Below are 17,766 nucleotides of genomic sequence, written 5' to 3'. Positions count from 1 at the left end.
TATCCAGGGCCGACACTTCGGCGCCGATGCGTCACAGCGCCGCCGACAGCGTGACGAAACTAGACGAGGAGCCGGACATGGGGCACCTGTCGCATCTCGGCGATCGGCGCTGAGCAGTGCTCGCAGGAGGTGGGCGACGGCCGGACGAGGTTGGTCTGGTCGGAGAAGGTGCCTGACTCCGCGCGCTCGGGGCAGTGGTAGCCGAGGTGGAGCCGGACCCACGGCGGTCCACCGGCACGCGTGAGTGCCGTGGCGGCGACATCGCGTTTGGCGTCGTGGAACGGTGCCCACCAGTAGTCGACGACCGCCCGGAGGCTGATCTGGTCCTTGCCTACGCCGCGGTCGAAGGCGGAGATTCGGGCGGCGGCGTAGTGCTGTCCGGTGCGGCTGTCCCCGGAGCAGATGGCCCGTTCCGCTCCCAGTTCGAAGATCGTGGTGCGGCCGGTGCGCTCGCAGATGAAGCAGTCGATGCTCAGTTCGAGTCTCGTGCTCCAGTGGAGGTTGTGCAACGGTGACTCCGGCACGGCGAGGATGGCCGTGATCTCGATCGACTGGAGCACCCCGCGATGGTGCCACAGGGCGTCCACCGACGTCGGTCTGTTCACCAGTGGTAGGCCAGTTCACCGCCAGCGCGGCCACGGCGGTGGTGAAGAAGACGGCCCATCCGACGAGTTGGCGGGAACCCACGCGCAGGTGCGCGATGAGGGCGCCGACGAAGTACAGCACGAGGCCGGTGGCGGCGAGTCGGCCTGGGCCTTCGGATAGGCGTGGCCGATCAGGTACGTGGTGGCGGCGATGCCGGTGAAGACCGAGGCGAGGATCGTGACGGCTACGTAGGCGGCGAACATGGGCTCTCCCTGTGGTTGGTTGCCTCAGGGACGAACCGGCCCCGCGGATTGTTACGCGCGACGACGTAGCTGACGGCAGAACAAGATCTGCGTAACGTCAGGGAGGTGCCGCCTCACGATGGCCGGAGGCGACACCTTCCCCGAAACCGCGCGGATCTCGAAGACGTGGCGAGCGGCGTCAGAAGTACTTGTACATCTCCTCGGCGGCCGCCTCGGTGTCCTTGGCGGGCGGGGCGGTGACGGTGACGGTCTCGCCGAAGCCGCTCATCCGCATGTCGGTGACCAGGTCACCGAGGCTCTTCGTGGCGATCGTGTAGGAGAGCGCGGTGAGGCGGCCCTCGGCGTCGACAGTGGCCTCGAACGGAATCGCCGTCGGTTCCTTCGCGAGCTTCGCGGACGACTCGAGGCCCTCCCGCATTCCGCCGTCGGTGCCGGCGGCGGTGGCTGCCTTGTTCAGGTCGGCGGTGCCTGTGTAACGGCCGCCGCCGGTCTCCTCGGCGGACACGATGCCGCCGACGATGCCGGTCTGCGTCTTCAGGTCGAAGGACTGCCGCAGGGAGCTGCCCGGCTTGAGCTTGGTGAGGTCGAGCTTCTTCCACGGCTTGCCGCCGTCACCCGAATCCATCTTGATGTAGGCGGTGTCGCCGATCAGCCGGGCCTCCATCGGCTCCGGTGCCTCGCCGGTGACCTGGAGCGCCTTCGCGGCGGGGTCCATCTTGCCGTTGAGCGTGAGGGCCTTGGAGCCGGCCTTGACCGAGGCGTCCATGGTGACCGTGCCGGAGAAGCTGCGGTTCATGGCCTGCTGGATCGTGGCGACCGGGTCGAGCTTGGACGGTGTCGCGTTCGGCGTGGTCGCTGCGGAGTCGCCCGAGGAGGTGGTGCCACAGCCGGCTACGAGAGCGGCGAGGGCGATCGACAGGACAGGGATCAATCGACGCATGGAGGTGACCCTAACGGGCCGCCGCCACTTATTTTGCCCGCCTGGTCGAGGTGCAGCCTCCCGCCGACGGCCCGCTCAGCGCGTACCGCTTGCCGGCTGTGACCGCGCACAGCAGGAACCGCCCCGTCGTGCGGGCGAACCCGAGCGCCAGCGTGATCGCGTCGTTGCCTACCGCGCGGGGCCGGGTGACGTAGGAGCCACGCGTCAGACCCCCGGCAGCTGTTCGGCCCGGGCGAGCACCTGGTCGATGAGCCCGTACTCCCGGGCCTGCTCGGCTGTGAACCAGCGGTCCCGGTCCCAGTCCCGCTGGATCTCATCAAGCGTCCGTCCACTGTGCTGGGCGATCAGCTCCTGCATGGTCCGCTTCACGTGCAGCATGTTCTCGGCCTGGATGGTGATGTCCGAGGCGGTGCCGCCCATCCCACCGGACGGCTGGTGCATCATGATCCGCGAGTGCGGCAGCGCGTACCGCTTGCCGGCCGTGCCCGCGCAGAGCAGGAACTGCCCCATCGAGCCGGCGAACCCGAGTGCCAGCGTGGCCACGTCGTTGCGGACGTAGCGCATCGTGTCGTAGACGGCCATCCCCCCGCTCACCGAACCGCCCGGTGAGTTGATGTAGAGGTAGATGTCCCGATCGGCGTCCTCGGCGGCGAGCAGCAGGATCTGCGCGCAGATCTGGTTGGCCGACTCCTCGGTCACCTCGGTGCCGAGGAAGACGATCCGCTCCCGCAGCAGCCGCTCGAACACCTGATCACCGAAGGACGGCTGCCCACCGTCCAGCATCCGCACGCCGTACCCGATCATGTGCCGCCGCCTTCCACCGTGCCGGCGGGCGGTGGGGACCGCCCGGTGGACCGGCCCCTCCAGCGTGCGGGCGACGGCGGTGGCCGGCCCAGTGATTCTGCCGCCGGCAGATCCGCCGACGGCAGAACCCGCGCGGCCTACGCGGCGGTCAGCCGCAGCGCGCCCAGCGAGGTCGACCCGCCGCCAGCCAGGCAAGGGGTACGCGGGCCGGGGTGCGAGCCACCAGCGGAGGCCGTCGCGCCGACACGCATGGTTGGCTCGCCGGCCTTGGGCAGTCGCTGCAGGACCAGCCTGCCGCCGAGTGGACCCACCAGCAGGGTGGCGTTGCCGATCTCGCGTCGAGTCGCGTCGACCCGCTCCAGGTGGGTGAGCGCGGCGCGCGGTGCGGCCGGGAGGCGGGGCTCGACCCTGCGCATGTCGTCGCGGGCTTCCCCGAGCAGGTCGGCGAGGCTGATGCCGAGCGCTCGGCAGATCGCCGCCAGCACCTCCGAGGAGGCCTCCTTTCGGCCCCGCTCGACCTCCGAGAGGTAGGGCACCGAGACGTCGGCCGACTCGGCCACCTCGCGCAGCGTGCGGCCCTGACGCTGGCGGTGGCGCCGCAGCACCCCGCCGATCACTCGTCGCAGCAACGACATGCGGGCCTCACTCTCGCGGTCGTCGTCCGGGGGACATCCCCATCATGCCCGTTGCCGGGCCAGCCGGCTGCCCGTGCGGGCGCGCGCCGCCGCTCGGCGCGCGGGGCCGGGCTCGGTTGTCCCTGCGCAACCCGGACGTGCGGTCTGCGGCGTACCCGCTATGTTGTGCTCGTGCATGCGACGGCGGGGGAGCAGGTTCGACGGTGATCCATTTTCCCGCGCAGCGCCGGGGCCCACTGAGCGCGCTGAGCCTCCGGCTCGCCGCTGCCCTGGGCCTGGTCTTCGCCGTGGTCGCCGCGGTCTACGTGGGCCGGGACGGCTACCGTGACGTCAACGAGGACGGCCTGACCCTGCTCGACTGCTTCTACTACGCGGTCGTGTCGCTCTCCACCACCGGCTACGGCGACATCACGCCGGCCTCCCAGTCGGCCCGGATGGTCAACGTCCTCTTCGTCACGCCCGCCCGGGTGCTCTTCCTGATCATCCTGGTCGGCACCACCCTGGAAGTCCTGACCGAGCAGTACCGGACCGGCCGTCGCCTGTCGCGGTGGAGGAGAACCGTGAAGGACCACGTCATCATCTGTGGCTACGGCACCAAGGGGCGTAGCGCGGTCTCCGCCCTGCTGGAGAACGGTCTGGACCGCTCCCGCATCGTCGTGGTGGAGCGCAGCGCCGCCGCCCTGCGGCAGGCCACCTCGGCCGGTCTGGTGGCGATCGAGGGGTCGGCGACCCGGTCGTCGGTGCTGAACGAGGCGCACGTCCACAACGCGAAGGCCGTGATCATCGCGACCGACAGCGACGACGCGTCGGTGCTTGTGGCGCTTACCGTACGGCAGCTCACCGCCGGGCAGGTCCGGATCATCGCGGCGGCCCGTGAGGCGGAGAACGCGCCGCTGCTCAAGCAGAGCGGCGCGCACCACGTGATCGTCTCCTCGGCCACCGCGGGTCGCCTGCTCGGCCTGTCCACCTCGGCGCCGCCGCTGATCGACGTGGTGGAGGACCTGCTCACCCCGGGTCAGGGTATGGCGCTGGCGATGCGGTCGGCGGAGCGGGACGAGGTGGGTCGGTCGCCCCGCGAGCTGGAGTCGCTGGTGATCGCCCTGGTACGTCGGGGCAAGGTGGTCACCCTGGCCGATCGGGCCGGTGCGGTGATCGAGACCGGCGACATGCTGGTGCACGTACGTGACGACCGCCCCCAGTCGACCGCGACGGTCTGACCCCCTGCCGCAGCGGCGTCAGCAGTTGTCGACGTCCGCGCGGAGCGCTTCGGTGCAGATGACAGGTGTCGTGGAGGCGGCCCGCCGGAGCAGCTCGTAGAGCGTCTCCCGTTCGGCGGGCTCCAGTGCGGCCAGCACCTCGTCCTCGGCGCTGGCCAGGGCGCATTCGGCCTCTTTGAGGTGTTTCGCACCATCTTCGGTCAGCTCGACGACGTGTCGTCGGCGGTCCTCGGGTGAGCGTCGACGCTCGATCAGGTGCTTCGCTTCCAGGTCGTTGAGCAGCCCGACGATGTTCGTGCTGTCCATTTCCAGGGTGCTGGCGAGTGCCTGCTGACTGCTGCCGCCGCCGTCGCGCAGCACGGTGAGCGCGACCAGATGCCGTGGTCGCAGGCCCAGCGGCGCCAAAACCGACTCGGATCGCAGCCGCATTCGCCGGGCGAGGTGGTCCAGCAGCGCGCCCGAGCGGTGCTCCGAGGGATCTGGGGCCAGGGCCGACATGTGACCCAGTCTACCGAGGAGTTGGAACATCTGCCTGCTATAAATAGTTGGCGCTACACAGACGATCCCTAGAGGGGGAATGATGAACCTACTGCATATCGACTCAAGCATCCGCGGCGAGTGGTCGATCAGCCGGCGGCTCACCGCGCGCGCGGCCGCCGCATGGCGTGCGGCCCACCCGGACGGCACGGTGGAGTACCGGGACCTCGGCGCCGAGCCGCTTCCGCACCTCGACGCGGACGGCGGACTGGCTCGGATGACGCCGCCGGACCAGCACACCCCGGCCCAGCGCGAGTCCTGGGAGCTCAGCGAGCGGCTGGTCGACGAGGTGAAGCGGGCCGACGTGGTGCTGCTCGGCCTGCCCCTCTACAACTACGGCGCGCCCAGCAGCGTCAAGTCCTGGGTCGACCACCTGATCGTCGCCGGCCTCACCTACGACCCGACGACGCAGGAGGGCCTGCTCGGTGGACGCGAGTTCGTGGTGCTGGCCAGCCGGGGTGGCGGCTACGGCGAGGGCACTCCCCGGCACGGCTGGGACCACGCGGAGCAGTGGCTCCCGCACGGCCTGTCGATGACCGGCCTGGAGCCGCGCTTCATCCACGCCGAGCTGACCCTGGCGCCCTCGGTACCGGCGATGGCCGAGCTGATCCCGCTGCACGAGGCGAGCCTCGCGGCGGCCGAGAAGGAGATCGACAACCTCTGGGTGCCGGCCTCGGCCCAGCGCTGAGGCAGCGCCCGTCAAAACCGAGAGCGGCCGTCCCCCGGGTCGGGGACGGCCGCTCTCGTCAGGTCGGGCGGGTCAGAGGATGGTCCAGGTGTCGCCGCTGCCCAGCAGCCCGGCGAGCTGCTGCTCGGGAGTCTCGGTGACCTCCGCCTTCGCGGCGGCCAGCTGGCTCTGCACCACGCTGTCGTAGGACGGCCGGTCCACCGAGCGGAACACCCCGATCGGGGTGTTGCGCAGGTCCAGGCCGGGCAGCCGGGACAGCGCGAACGCGTACGCCGGGTCGGTGACGGTCGCGTCGTGCACGACGATCTCCTCCGGACGGACCGAGCTGGTCTCCCGGACCTCCAGGCCGAAGCCACCCGGCGGGTGCACCACGCAGAACCGCCCGTCGGCCCCGAAGGTGATCGGCTGGCCGTGCTCCAGGCGGATCAGGTAGTCGTCCCGGGTGGTCGGGTCCTTGAGCTGGTCGAACGCACCGTCGTTGAAGATGTTGCAGTTCTGGTAGATCTCCACGAACGCCGAGCCCTGGTGCTCGGCGGCGGCCCGCAGCACCGACTGGAGGTGCTTGCGGTCGGAGTCGATGGTCCGGCCGACGAAACTGGCCTCCGCGCCGAGGGCGAGGGAGATCGGGTTGAACGGGGCGTCCGCCGAGCCGGCCGGCGTCGACTTGGTGATCTTGCCGACCTCGGAGGTGGGAGAGTACTGACCCTTGGTCAGGCCGTAGATCCGGTTGTTGAACAGCAGGATCTTGAGGTTGACGTTGCGCCGCAGCGCGTGGATCAGGTGGTTGCCACCGATGGAGAGGGCGTCGCCGTCGCCGGTGACCACCCAGACCGACAGGTCCGGACGGGACACCGACAGGCCGGTCGCGATCGCCGGGGCACGACCGTGGATCGAGTGCATCCCGTACGTGTTCATGTAGTACGGGAAGCGCGACGAGCAGCCGATCCCGGAGACGAAGACGGTCCGCTCCCGGGGGATGTTCAGCTCCGGCATGAACTGCTGGATCGCCGCCAGGATCGCGTAGTCACCGCAACCGGGGCACCAGCGCACCTCCTGGTCGGACTTGAAGTCCTTCGCGGTGAGCTTGAGAGCGACGGGCTCAGACATTCTTCAGGACCTCTTCCAGCGTCGTCTCCAGCTCGGCGGCCGTGAACGGCAGGCCGCGGACCTGGTTGTAGCTGATCGCGTCGACCAGGTAGCGGGCCCGGATGACGTGGGCGAGCTGGCCCAGGTTCATCTCCGGGATGACCACCTTGTCGTAGGAGCGCAGCACCTCACCGAGGTTGGCCGGCATCGGGGCCAGGTGCCGCAGGTGCGCCTGGGCGATGGACAGGCCGCGCTGGCGCAGGCCGCGGCAGGCCGCGCCGATCGGCCCGTACGTCGAGCCCCAGCCGAGCACCAGCACCCGGGCGTCGCCGTCCGGGTCCTCCACCTCGATGTCCGGCACCGGGATCGTCTCGATGCGGGCGGCCCGGGTACGCACCATGAAGTCGTGGTTGGCCGGGTCGTACGAGATGTCACCGGTCTTGTCGGCCTTCTCCAGCCCGCCGATCCGGTGCTCCAGCCCCGCGGTGCCGGGGATCGCCCACGGGCGGGCAAGCGTCTCCGGGTCGCGCAGGTAGGGCAGGAAGGTGGTGCCGTCGTCGCCGTTGGGCCTGGTGGCGAACTCGACCCGCAGGTCGGGCAGCGACTCCACGTCCGGCAACAGCCACGGCTCGGAGCCGTTGGCGACGTAGTTGTCGGACAGCAGGATCACCGGAGTGCGGTAGGTGAGCGCGATCCGCGCCGCCTCCAGCGCCGCGAAGAAGCAGTCCGACGGCGACTTCGGCGCGATCACCGCGACGGGCGCCTCGCCGTGGCGGCCGTAGAGCGCCATGTTGAGGTCGGCCTGCTCGGTCTTGGTCGGCATACCGGTCGACGGGCCGGCGCGCTGCACGTCCACGATCACCAGCGGCAGCTCCAGGGCCACCGCGAGGGAGATCGTCTCGCTCTTGAGCGCGACGCCCGGGCCGCTGGTGGTGGTCACGCCGAGCGACCCGCCGTAAGATGCGCCAAGAGCGGCGCCGACGGCCGCGATCTCGTCCTCGGCCTGCATGGTGAGCACGCCGAACCGCTTGTGCTTGCTCAGCTCGTGCAGGATGTCCGACGCCGGCGTGATCGGGTACGCCCCGAGGAAGACCGGCAGGCCGGAGCGGACCCCGGCGGCCACCAGACCCAGCGAGAGCGCCGCGTTTCCGGTGATGTTGCGGTAGGTGCCCGGGTGCATCTTCGCCGGCTTGACCTCGTAGCGGACCGCGAAGTCCTCGGTCGTCTCGCCGAAGTTCCAGCCGGCCTTGAACGCGGCCACGTTCGCCGCGACGAGCTCCGGACGGGCCGCGAACTTGCGCTCCAGGAAGCGCAGCGTCGACTCGTACGGCCGGGAGTACATCCAGGAGAGCAGGCCGAGCGCGAACATGTTCTTCGACCGCTCGGCGTCCTTCTTGGACACCTGGTACGCGGCCAGCGCGCCGACCGTCATCGAGGTCAGCGCCACCGGGTGCACGACGTAGCCGGCCAGCGAGTCGTCGTCGAGCGGGCTGGTCTGGTAGCCGACCTTTGTCAGGTTGCGCTTGGTGAACTCGTCGGTGTTGACGATGATGTCCGCGCCGCGCGGCAGGTCGGCCAGGTTGGCCTTGAGCGCCGCCGGGTTCATCGCCACCAGCACGTTTGGCGCGTCGCCCGGGGTGAGGATGTCGTAGTCGGCGAAGTGCACCTGGAAGCTGGACACACCGGGCAGGGTCCCGGCGGGGGCCCGGATCTCGGCGGGGAAGTTGGGTAGCGTGGAGATGTCGTTGCCGAGCTGCGCCGTCTCCGAGGTGAACCGGTCGCCGGTCAGCTGCATGCCGTCACCGGAGTCACCGGCGAACCGGATGACCACCCGGTCGAGTTGACGGATCTGCTTGGTCACTGTGCCTGCACCTCGCTTCGCTGCGCGCGGTCGCGCGGGCGGCTGAACATGATGGTGACCTCGCCTTGCCCGGCCACGGGACCTCCTTGACGCAACGTTGCACCGCACCGCCCCAGGTGGTCCGGTCGCTGTCGTTCCTCACCCGAGAGCCTACGTCGAACAGACCCCCGAGCCTCCCCGGAGGTCCGCCGACTGGGACCGGAATGGGCCGTGATTTGCGCGCTATTACGACGTTTCGCCCGGCACGCCGTAATCCAGATCACCTGGATCCCGCGCCGAACGACGTCCGTCAGTCCGTGGGCGCGGGGCTCGGATCCGGCGCCGGGTCACGCAGCCGGCGCCGCAGCGAGGTGGTGGCGAGCGTGAGGGCCAGCACCACCAGCAGCGCGGAGACCGCGATCAGGATGATCGCGGTGCGCTGCACCGACGACATCCCGCCGTTACCGGTGGCCCCTCCGGCCGGGAGTACGCCCTGCGAGCCGGTCGGCGCGGGCGGCGACACCACAGGGGTGGCCAGGGCCGCCGCGGCCGTGATCCGGAAGCTCATCTGCACCTGACGCGTCGGGCCGCTGCGCGGGTCGAGCTGGCCGATCACCGCGCCGGACAGCGGCGCCTCGCGCTGCGCCTCGGGCGTCGCCTCCACCGGGAGCCGCAGCTCGGTGGTCCCGTCCGCCGGCACCGTGCCGGCGCCGCACCGGACCCGCGTGAGGTCGACCGCCACGCAGCCGTCCGGTGCGGTCGGGACGCTCACCCCGGCCGGCAGGACCACCTCGATCCGGCCGGCGGCGTCCACCGTGCCTGTGTTGCCGAGCTGGACCGCGAGGGTGCTCGCCGCGCCACTGATGTCGAAGGCCACCTCGTCGGCGTCGAGCGAGATCCCGGGCACCGGCGGGCCGGGCGGAAAGAGCACCGCGAAGCCCTGGTTGTCGGTCGCCTCGCCGGTCACGCCCGGCGCGTCCGCGGTGACCCGGACCGAGCCGCTCAGGGGCATCAGCTTCCACGCGTCGCCCGCCACCCGGAGCCGCAGGAGGCTGCTGAACCGCGCGCCCACGCCGGCCGTCCAGGCCCCGCACCGGTAGGTGCCGCCACCCACGGCGGCGCAGCCCTTCGTCCCGGCGTCGGTCAGGCCGGCGGGCAGGGTGTACGAGAGTCGAATCCGCTGCGTCGTCGTGCCGGTGTTGCTAAGCGTGACGCGCAGCGTGGCCGCCGTGCTGGCCGCGTTCCAGTACGCCCGGGTGAGGGTGATGTCCTCGGTGGTGACCTGTACGCCGAGCGGGCTCGGCGGCGTACCCGGGGGACCGGCGGGAGGTCCCGGCGGGGCCGGCGGACGGGTCGAGGGCCCGTTCGTGCCGCCCGGCGCGGGGGCGGTGGTCGTCGGCGCCGGGGGCACCTCCGGTGCGGTGGTCACCGGCGCCGGCGGGGTCGTCTCCGGCGGTGGCGCGGTGGTCTCCGGGGCCGGCTCGGTGGGCACCGGATTGCCGCCCGGGTCCCCGGTCGGGGTGGGCTCCTGCGCCGGTGTGGTCTCCGGGTTCGTCTCCGGTTCGCTCACCGGGTCGGTCGCCGCCACGACGACCGGGTACGCGCGCGGCGCCGCCGCACTCGCCAGCGCCGGCGCCACGGCGAGCGCCGCCAGCAGACCCACCGCCAGCGAGGCCGCCAGCAGTGTTGCGGGGCGCGGCCCTGCGGCCCGGCGATCGGGCGAGACCTTCACGCGGGCCATCTGTCCTCCGGTGACATGGGTGGGAGTCCAGTATTCGGTAACAGTTGCCCCGGTGCACTAGTCCCGTCCGGAAACAAATCCGTAACGTGTTTGGGACGGCCGCTCCGGCTGACCGGTAGGCTGCCCGATGTGACCGGTTACCTGGGCTCGTACGCGACGCTCGGGCTCCTTCTGCTCGCCAGCGTCCTGTTCTTTGTAGTGGCGTTCTCGGCCAACCGGGTGTTACGGCCCGCGCGTCCGGCCGACCCACCCGGCAAGCGGACCAGCTACGAGTGCGGGCTCGACCCGGTCGGCGCGGACTGGGCCCAGATGCAGATCCGCTACTACGTGTACGCCTACCTGTACGTGCTGTTCGCAGTCGAGGCGGTGTTTCTCTTCCCGTGGGCGGTGGTCTTCGACCGGCCGGGCTTCGGCCTGGTGACGGTGGTGGAGATGGCGGTGTTCGTGGCGGTGCTGGCGCTGGGCATCCTCTACGCCTGGCGTAGGAACATCCTGCGCTGGACGTGACCGTCGTGGCCTCCGGCGATCGTGCCGGTCCGCCCGACCGTTCGCGGCCGGTTACGGCGACGACCGGTCAGGCCAGACCCCGGCGGGTCGCCGCGGGCGGCCGGTCACCGCGGATCGAGGCCACCATGTCCAGCACCCGGCGGGTGGGCGCCACCTGATGGGCCCGGAACACCCGGGCGCCCAGCCAGGCGGAGACCGCCGTGGCGGCGAGCGTCCCCTCCAGCCGCTCGGTCACCGGCAGGTCGAGCGTCTCGCCGATGAAGTCCTTGTTGGAGAGCGCCACCAGCACCGGCCAACCCGTCCCGGTCAGCTCGTCCAGCCGGCGGGTTATCTCCAGCGAGTGCCGGGTGTTCTTGCCGAAGTCGTGCGCCGGGTCGATGAGGATGCCGTCGGGGCGTACCCCCGCCGCCACCGCGCCCTCGGCGAGCCCGGCCACCGTCGCGACCACGTCGGCCACCACGTCGTCGAACGCGGCCCGGTGTGGGCGGGTCCGCGGGACCAGCCCGCCCGCGTGTGAGCAGACCAGGCCCGCGCCGGTCTGCGCGGCCACCCGGGCCAGCGCCGGGTCGGCGCCCGACCAGGTGTCGTTGAGCAGGTCCGCGCCGGCGGCCACCGCCTCCGTCGCCACCTCGGCGCGCCAGGTGTCGATGGAGATCACCACCTCCGGGAACGCGGCCCGGACGGCGGCGATGGTGTCCACCGTGCGCCGGATCTCCTCGGCGACGTCCACCTCGGCGCCGGGGCCGGCCTTCACCCCGCCGATGTCGATGATGGCCGCGCCCTCGTCCACCGCTCGCTCGACCGCGCGCAGCGCGCTGTCGGCGGCGAAGGTGGCGCCCCGGTCGAAGAACGAGTCCGGTGTGCGGTTGACGATCGCCATCACCACCAGCTCGTCCGGGGCGAACGTCCGCCCACCCAGCCGAAGCGCCCCGGCCATGCCCGCCTCCTGAAGATCCGCACCGGCGCCGCCGCGTCGGTGCGTCCCGACGCTAGCCGGTCGGACGGCCGCACCGCAGTGCGCCGTGGACGCCGATCGTGATCGGGGTGGTGGGGTCGCTACCGGCCGGCGGTCGTGCCACGATCAGTGCATGGGTCAGCTTCTGCTCCTCCTGGTCGTGGCGTTGACCGTCGCGGCGGTGGTTTTCGGCGTGACGGTGCTGGTCAGCGGTCGCGATCCCGGCCTGGTGCCGGCCGAGCCGGATTCCCAGGCCGTGCCGCTGCCCGGCACCCGGCCGTTGCGCGAATCCGATGTGGGCGCGGTCCGTTTCGACACCGGCCTGCGCGGGTACCGGATGGCTCAGGTCGACCAGGCGATGCGTCGCGCCGCGTACGACATCGGCTACAAGTCGGAGCTGATCGGCGTACTGGAGTCGGAGGTCATCGCGTTGCGTGAGGGCCGTACCGCCGACGCGGACGTGCTGCGCAAGGCCCGCGAACAGTCGGCCAGCGCGGCCGAGCAGCCGGACGCCACCTCCTCCCCGGCCGACGCCGACGGCGCGGCCCCCATCGACGGGGCGACTCCCGCCGACGACGTCGAGCCGGCGGCCCCGCTCGGCTCGACCGACGCCGACGGGCGGGCCGACGCCACCTCCTCGGCGGCGGACGCGGACGGCGTGGCCCCCGCCGACGACGACACCAGCCGGAACGACGCGGTGGTCCGGTCGGAGTCGGCGTGACCGGCCCGGAGGGCGCCGACGATCTCCGGGAGGCGGCCCAACCCGGCGCCGGCGAGGTGACCGCCACCGTCATCGTCGACGCCCCGGCGGAACGGGTCTTCGCGGCGTTGCTGGCCTGGGAGCGCCAGTCCGACTGGATCCCCTTCACCCGGGTGCGCGTCGTCGAGGGCGACGGCCGTGAGGGCAGCCGGATCGAGGCGGTGACCGCGCTCGGGCGGGCGACCCTGCGTGACGAGATGCGGGTCGTCCGGGTCGACGAGCCGTACGAGATCGGCGTCGTGCACTACGGCCAGTTGCTGCGCGGCCCGGGTGTGCTGCGCTGCACCCAACTGGACCGGGCCCGCACCCAGGTCGTCTGGCACGAGTGGTTCCATCTGCCGGGCGGCCGGGCCGGCCGGCTGGCGTGGCCGGTGCTGTGGCCCGGCTCCAAGCTCGGCCTCACCCAGGCGCTGAAGAGGTTCGCCCGTCTGGTCGAGCAGGGCCGGCTGCCCTGAGCGCGCCCGGCGTCGGCTGCCATCCCGGCGCCCGGAACAGGTGCCCGGCGCGCTGCCGCCAGCTCGCCGCGGAGCGCAGGTCCCGGCCGATCGACGCGTACTCGTGGAAGGCCACCCGGACCGGGTTGTAGCTGCCGACGTTCTTGGTGAGCCCGTACACGCAGCGCTCCCGCTCCGGCGCGAACGAGCCGAACAAGCGGTCCCAGACGATCAGGATGCCGCCGAAGTTGCGGTCCAGGTAGCCGCCCTGCGAGGCGTGGTGCACCCGGTGGTGCGACGGGGTGTTGAACACGAACTCGTACCAGCGCGGCATCTTGTCGATGCGCTCGGTGTGGATCCAGAACTGGTAGAGCAGGTTGACCGATCCGCAGAACGCCACCACCGCCGGGTGTACGCCGATGAGGATCAGCGGGATGTAGAAGAGCCAGCTGGTCAGGCCGGTCCACGGTTGGCGCAGCGCGGTGGAGAGGTTGAACCGCTGCGACGAGTGGTGCACCACGTGCGAGGCCCACAGGATCCTGATCACGTGGTGGCCCCGGTGCGACCAGTAGTAGAAGAAGTCCTGCGCGAGCAGGATCAGCGGCCAGGTCCACCAGACCTCGGCCACCCGCAGCGGGGTGAGCGCGTAGAGCAGCGCGTACGCGGCGGCGATCGGCACCTTCCAGAGCAGGTCGGTGAAGACGCTGCCCAGCCCCATCGCCAGGCTGGTGGCGGTGTCCGCGCCGCCGTAGCCGACCTCGTCGTCGTCGCGGTGCAGCAGGTAGGACACCCGCTCCAGCACGATGAGCAGCAGGAAGGCCGGGATCGACCAGGCGATGACGTCCGGGAACTCCTTCATCGCGCCACCTCCAGTGCCCGTCGGCGGCGGGGGAGCACCTGTGGGTGACCCGTCCTACCGGCCGGTAACAAGAACCATAGGCAGCCGGGCGGCCGGTGGCAATGGGCTGTCGGTGCGATGGCCTAGCGTGGTCGAGGTGACTGACCTGGTGATCGGCGCCGACGGGCTGGCCCGCTGCGCCTGGGGAGCGAGCACCCCCGACTACGCCGTCTACCACGACACCGAGTGGGGGCGGCCGCTGCACGGCGACGACGCCCTCTACGAGCGGATGACCCTGGAGGCGTTCCAGTCCGGCCTGTCCTGGCTGACCATCCTGCGCAAGCGTCCGGCGTTCCGGCTCGCCTTCGACGACTTCCACATCCCCACCGTCGCCCGGTACGACGACGCCGACGTGACCCGGCTGCTCGCCGACGCCGGCATCGTCCGCAACCGGGCCAAGATCGAGGCGGCGGTCGCCAACGCCCGCGCCGCGTTGGAGCTGCCCGAGGGCCTGTCCACGCTGCTCTGGTCGTTCGCGCCGGAGCGGCGGCCCGCCCGTCCCGCCTCGTTCGCCGAGCTGGCGCCGATCACCCCGGAGTCGACGGCGATGGCCAAGGCACTCAAGAAGCGGGGCTTCCGGTTCGTCGGCCCCACCACCGCGTACGCGCTCATGCAGGCCACCGGAATGGTCGACGATCACATCGTCGGCTGTCACGTCACCCTCGGCCCGGCGGCGTGATGAGATGGCAGGCATGACGACCGAGACCGCGCACCGGGCCGGTGCGGCCGGCAACGCCGACGGGACGGGCACCTGGGCCGTGCTGCTGCCCGCCGAGCGGTACGAGGCCGAGCGGCTCGTGCACCACGACACGCTGGAGCTGACCGGGCTTACCGACGTCGGCCGGCCCCGGCCGGGTGACCGGGTGGCGGTGCTCGCCGACGCGCCGCCCAGGCTCGTCGCGCTCGGCCGGGTCAGCATGCCGGCGCAGCGACACTCCGAAGACCCGGACGACCCGCAGGCCCCGGTGGAGCCGGCGACGCTCGTCGTCGCGTACACCCGGCGGGCCTTCGACGAGCCGGTGCCGGCCGACCTGCTCACCCTCGACGGGCCGGTCACCGCACTGGAGCCGGCGGCCTTCCGGGCGCTGGCCGACCAGCTCGGCCCGCCGCCGACGCGACGCACCTGGCTGGTCAGCCTCGACCTGCCCATCGAGGCCGACACCCCGGCCGAGGCGGTCCGCCTGTTCTGGTCCTACGTGCAGGAGCTGGGCCCCCGTGAGCTGCCCGCCTTCGTGTCACCGTCTGGCGACGAGCTGGCCATGCAGGCGTTCGTGCTGGGCGCGGAGGCCAACCAGGACCCGGAAGAGGACGACTAGAACAGCTTGTCCAGGCGCCCCCGCCAGTCGGCGAGCACCGGGCCCGGGTCGGTGCCCAGCACCCGTTCCAGCAGCGTCGCGTAGACGTCCCGGAAGTCGGTGGTGTATTTCAGGTCGCCGTCGTCGAGGTCGGTGAGGCTGGGCGCCTCGCCGTGCCAGCCGCCGCGTACCCCGGCGCCGAGCAGCAGCATGTCCGACGCGGTGCCGTGGTCGGTGCCGTCCGAGGCGTTGGCCTTCACCCGGCGGCCGAACTCGGAGTAGACCGCCACCACCACCTTGCGGCCAGCCTCGCTGCGGGCCATCCGGTCGGCGAACCCGGTCAACGCCCGGTCCACCTGCCCCAGCAGGACGGCCTGCAACTGCTTCTCGTCGGCGTGCGTGTCGAAGCCGCCCAGCGACACCGAGAAGACCCGGGTGGACACCCCCGCCTCGACGCACTGGGCCACCAGGTCCAGCTGCGCGTCAAGCGGCGTGCGCGCACCGCCGGTGGCGGTGGCGGGCGCCTGCTCGCCGTCCGGGTCCGCCGCGTCCGGGTCGGCCGAGTCGCGTACCTGGCGGATCATCTCGTCCACCGAGCGCAGGTCGGCGAAGCAGGCGGCGGCGCGTCCCCGGGCCGCCGACTCGCCCGCCTCCGGGGCGGCGAACGCGGCAAGCGTCTGCGCCGACAGTCCCTTGGCGGCCTTGCGGTCGGCCACCGGCACCGCGGCGCCGGCGCTGCGCTCCCCGGCCAGCAGCGGCGGCAGCGCCGGCTCGAAGGAGACCGCCAGCCGGGGGTCGCCACCCGCCCGGTCCAGCCAACGGCCCAGCCAGCCGGTGGTGCCCGGCCGGTCCGGTTGCGCCGTGTGCCAGATGTCCATGGAGCGGAAGTGGCTGCGGTCCGGCTTCGGGTAGCCGACCCCACGCACGATCGCCAGCCCCCCGTTGGACCAGCGCTGGTGCAGGCCCTCCAGGGCCGGGTTGAGGCCGAAGCCGTCGTCCAACCGCCGTACCTCCGAGTCCGGGTACGCCAGCTCGGGGCGGGCCGCCAGGTAGGCCGGGTCGCCGTACGGGATGACGGTGTTCAGGCCGTCGTTGCCGCCGTACAGGGTGACAAGCACCAGCGTGTGCGACTGTGGGTCGTGGTCGCCCGCGGTGTCCAGCAGGTCCCGCAGGCTGTACGCGCCGGCCCCGGCGGCCAGCGCGCCCGCGCCGACCACTCCGCTGGTGAGCAGGAACCTCCGTCGGGTCAGGGTGTCCATCTCTCGACTCCTCCGCTCAGCTGACTGTGTATTCGGGGCTGACCAGGCCGGCGGCCAGCAGCTTGCGGGGTTCTCCGGCCAGTGGGGTCAGGGCGGCGCGGGTGCGGGCGCCCCAGCCGTCGACGACGAGCAGCCGGGCCAGCGCGTCGGGTCGGCCGGCGGCGGGCGCGGCGGTCAGCCGGTCCAGCACCGCCGGTGCCGCGGCGGCGGCCAGCATCCCGGCCAGCCGGAGCCGGGCCTGCAACGACGACGTGGTCAGCCAGGCCGCCCCGGCCGGCCAGCCGCCCACGCTGGGCGGTCGCAGCGGCACCTGGTCCAGCGCGTTCAGCCCGCCCAGCAGTTGCCTGCGCTGCTGCTCGGGCAGCGCGGACGGGCGGATGCCGAGCTGCCGCAGCGCGCCGACCAGCCACTCCACCGGCTGCTTCACCAGGGTGCCCCGGCTCTGCGCGAAGGCCGGCGCGGTGAGGACCGCGCGCAGGGTCGCGACGGTGTCCGTACCGGCCAGGCCGTCCGGCGCCGGGACGTCGGCGCCGGCGTAGCGGAACCACAGCCGCCCGGCCACGAACGTCGCGGCCGCGGGCTGGGCGGCCAGCAGTCCGGCGTACGCCTCGGCGTCGAACCGGCCGCTCTGCCCGAGGATGGTCTTCTCGCCGGGGTCGTGCCGCTTGGCCTCGAAACGGGCGACACCGGTACGCCTGTCGACCACCCAGCCCGTCAGGGCGCGCGCGCCGGCCTTCACGTCGGCCTCGGTGTAGTTGCCGATGCCGAGGGTGAACAGCTCCATCAGCTCGCGGGCCAGGTTCTCGTTCGGCGCCTTGCGGGTGTTCTTCTGCCCGTCCAGCCAGATGATCAGGGCCGGGTCGCGCACCATCGCGGCGACCAGCGGGCCCAACGGCCCCCGCCCGTGGCGGCGCAGCGTCGCCAACTGGCCCAGCATCGTCCGCGCGGACTTGACCTTCTGCGCGCTTGTGGCCCAGTGCCCGTGCCAGAAGAAGAGCAACTTCTCGCTCAGCCCGTCCTCGGCGGCCACCATCCGGTCCAGCCACCACTCGGTGACCTGCTGGAGCTGCTCGCGGCGCTCCGCGTTGGCCTTCTGCCGCTGCTCGCGGGTGGACTCCTTGCTCAGCGCGGCGTACGGGTCGGCGGGCAGCGCCGGCGGCGGAGTGGCCGCCGCGCCCCGGTCGACCCGCCCGGGGGCGAGCAGCCGATCCAGCGTCGCCGCCGGTCCGGCCCGCTCGGCCGCGTCCACCTCGTCGGCGGTAGGCCCGAAGGTGGCCCGGCGCAGCAGGTGCGCCACCGCTTCACGATCGCTCATGGACGCC

20 protein-coding genes are annotated in these 17,766 nt (G+C 72.1%); 7 read left to right on the top strand and 13 right to left on the bottom strand.

The genetic code is table 11. The features are described 5' to 3' along the window. Positions 1–59 precede the first annotated feature (59 nt). From FHG89_RS33110 to FHG89_RS25930, 5 genes are all read right to left on the bottom strand, one after another. A complete protein-coding gene (locus FHG89_RS33110; protein ID WP_167517521.1) occupies positions 60–605 on the bottom strand; it encodes a hypothetical protein in 546 nt (181 codons plus the stop codon). A 15-nt stretch (positions 606–620) separates the two neighbouring features. Further along, the gene (locus FHG89_RS25945; protein WP_425280219.1) at positions 621–848 is read right to left on the bottom strand and encodes a hypothetical protein; all 228 of its coding nucleotides are present in this window, start codon (positions 846–848) and stop codon (positions 621–623) included. 178 nt (positions 849–1,026) lie between these two features. Beyond that, a complete protein-coding gene (locus FHG89_RS25940; RefSeq protein WP_139587029.1) occupies positions 1,027–1,788 on the bottom strand; it encodes a hypothetical protein in 762 nt (253 codons plus the stop codon). 204 nt (positions 1,789–1,992) lie between these two features. Next, positions 1,993–2,592, bottom strand: coding sequence for a ClpP family protease (locus FHG89_RS25935; protein WP_139587028.1), 600 nt, complete (start codon positions 2,590–2,592; stop codon positions 1,993–1,995). Positions 2,593–2,729: 137 nt separating this feature from the next. After that, complete coding sequence (locus tag FHG89_RS25930) at positions 2,730–3,227, bottom strand: helix-turn-helix domain-containing protein (protein ID WP_139587027.1); 498 nt, start codon at positions 3,225–3,227, stop codon at positions 2,730–2,732. Positions 3,228–3,430: 203 nt separating this feature from the next. On the opposite strand from FHG89_RS25930, the gene FHG89_RS25925 reads away from it, so the two are divergent. Next, a complete protein-coding gene (locus FHG89_RS25925) occupies positions 3,431–4,444 on the top strand; it encodes a potassium channel family protein (protein WP_139587026.1) in 1,014 nt (337 codons plus the stop codon). 18 nt (positions 4,445–4,462) lie between these two features. Here the strand turns inward: FHG89_RS25925 and FHG89_RS25920 are convergent, their stop codons facing one another. Continuing rightward, positions 4,463–4,942, bottom strand: a complete 480-nt coding sequence (locus FHG89_RS25920; RefSeq protein WP_139587025.1) for a MarR family winged helix-turn-helix transcriptional regulator — start codon at positions 4,940–4,942, stop codon at positions 4,463–4,465. A gap of 82 nt (positions 4,943–5,024) precedes the next feature. Here FHG89_RS25920 and FHG89_RS25915 point away from each other — a divergent pair, with 82 nt between their 5' ends. Then, positions 5,025–5,669: an FMN-dependent NADH-azoreductase gene (locus FHG89_RS25915; protein ID WP_244295855.1), complete on the top strand. Its 645-nt coding sequence runs from the start codon at positions 5,025–5,027 to the stop codon at positions 5,667–5,669. A 72-nt stretch (positions 5,670–5,741) separates the two neighbouring features. Here the strand turns inward: FHG89_RS25915 and FHG89_RS25910 are convergent, their stop codons facing one another. From FHG89_RS25910 to FHG89_RS25900, 3 genes are all read right to left on the bottom strand, one after another. After that, positions 5,742–6,776, bottom strand: coding sequence for a 2-oxoacid:ferredoxin oxidoreductase subunit beta (locus FHG89_RS25910; RefSeq protein ID WP_139587023.1), 1,035 nt, complete (start codon positions 6,774–6,776; stop codon positions 5,742–5,744). Further along, positions 6,769–8,616 (bottom strand): 2-oxoacid:acceptor oxidoreductase subunit alpha, encoded by a 1,848-nt coding sequence (locus FHG89_RS25905; protein ID WP_139587022.1) that lies wholly within the window; start codon positions 8,614–8,616, stop codon positions 6,769–6,771. Before FHG89_RS25905 ends, FHG89_RS25910 begins: the two co-directional genes overlap by 8 nt. A gap of 289 nt (positions 8,617–8,905) precedes the next feature. Next, entirely contained in the window at positions 8,906–10,336 is a 1,431-nt protein-coding gene (locus FHG89_RS25900) for a hypothetical protein (RefSeq protein WP_139587021.1), read from the bottom strand. Positions 10,337–10,465: 129 nt separating this feature from the next. On the opposite strand from FHG89_RS25900, the gene ndhC reads away from it, so the two are divergent. Beyond that, entirely contained in the window at positions 10,466–10,843 is a 378-nt protein-coding gene (ndhC, locus tag FHG89_RS25895; protein ID WP_139587019.1) for an NADH-quinone oxidoreductase subunit A, read from the top strand. 67 nt (positions 10,844–10,910) lie between these two features. Here ndhC and folP read toward each other — a convergent pair whose 3' ends face one another. After that, positions 10,911–11,780 (bottom strand): dihydropteroate synthase, encoded by an 870-nt coding sequence (gene folP / locus FHG89_RS25890; protein ID WP_139587018.1) that lies wholly within the window; start codon positions 11,778–11,780, stop codon positions 10,911–10,913. Positions 11,781–11,931: 151 nt separating this feature from the next. Between folP and FHG89_RS25885 the strand changes: the two genes are divergently transcribed. Together FHG89_RS25885 and FHG89_RS25880 are read left to right on the top strand one after the other, a co-directional pair. Beyond that, entirely contained in the window at positions 11,932–12,519 is a 588-nt protein-coding gene (locus tag FHG89_RS25885; protein WP_139587017.1) for a DivIVA domain-containing protein, read from the top strand. After that, on the top strand, positions 12,516–13,013 hold the full coding sequence (locus tag FHG89_RS25880) for an SRPBCC family protein (protein ID WP_139587016.1): 498 nt from the start codon (positions 12,516–12,518) through the stop codon (positions 13,011–13,013). The genes FHG89_RS25885 and FHG89_RS25880 overlap by 4 nt, the downstream gene beginning before the upstream one ends. Here FHG89_RS25880 and FHG89_RS25875 read toward each other — a convergent pair. Then, on the bottom strand, positions 12,958–13,851 hold the full coding sequence (locus FHG89_RS25875) for a sterol desaturase family protein (RefSeq protein ID WP_139587015.1): 894 nt from the start codon (positions 13,849–13,851) through the stop codon (positions 12,958–12,960). The two genes, FHG89_RS25880 and FHG89_RS25875, sit on opposite strands and share 56 nt — an antisense overlap. 136 nt (positions 13,852–13,987) lie before the next feature. Between FHG89_RS25875 and FHG89_RS25870 the strand changes: the two genes are divergently transcribed. Further along, positions 13,988–14,569 carry a DNA-3-methyladenine glycosylase I gene (locus tag FHG89_RS25870; RefSeq protein WP_139587014.1) on the top strand — a complete coding sequence of 194 codons (582 nt, stop codon included), beginning with the start codon at positions 13,988–13,990 and terminating at the stop codon, positions 14,567–14,569. 13 nt (positions 14,570–14,582) lie between these two features. After that, a complete protein-coding gene (locus FHG89_RS25865; RefSeq protein WP_139587013.1) occupies positions 14,583–15,206 on the top strand; it encodes a hypothetical protein in 624 nt (207 codons plus the stop codon). Here the strand turns inward: FHG89_RS25865 and FHG89_RS25860 are convergent. Further along, a complete protein-coding gene (locus FHG89_RS25860) occupies positions 15,203–16,444 on the bottom strand; it encodes a DUF1501 domain-containing protein (RefSeq protein WP_139587012.1) in 1,242 nt (413 codons plus the stop codon). The two genes, FHG89_RS25865 and FHG89_RS25860, sit on opposite strands and share 4 nt — an antisense overlap. A gap of 16 nt (positions 16,445–16,460) precedes the next feature. Next, positions 16,461–17,759, bottom strand: a complete 1,299-nt coding sequence (locus FHG89_RS25855; protein WP_139587011.1) for a DUF1800 domain-containing protein — start codon at positions 17,757–17,759, stop codon at positions 16,461–16,463. Positions 17,760–17,766 lie beyond the last annotated feature (7 nt).

The organism is Micromonospora orduensis, from assembly GCF_006228125.1.
GTDB classification, from domain to species: domain Bacteria; phylum Actinomycetota; class Actinomycetes; order Mycobacteriales; family Micromonosporaceae; genus Micromonospora; species Micromonospora orduensis.
This window is presented reverse-complemented; position numbering and strand designations above follow the sequence as displayed.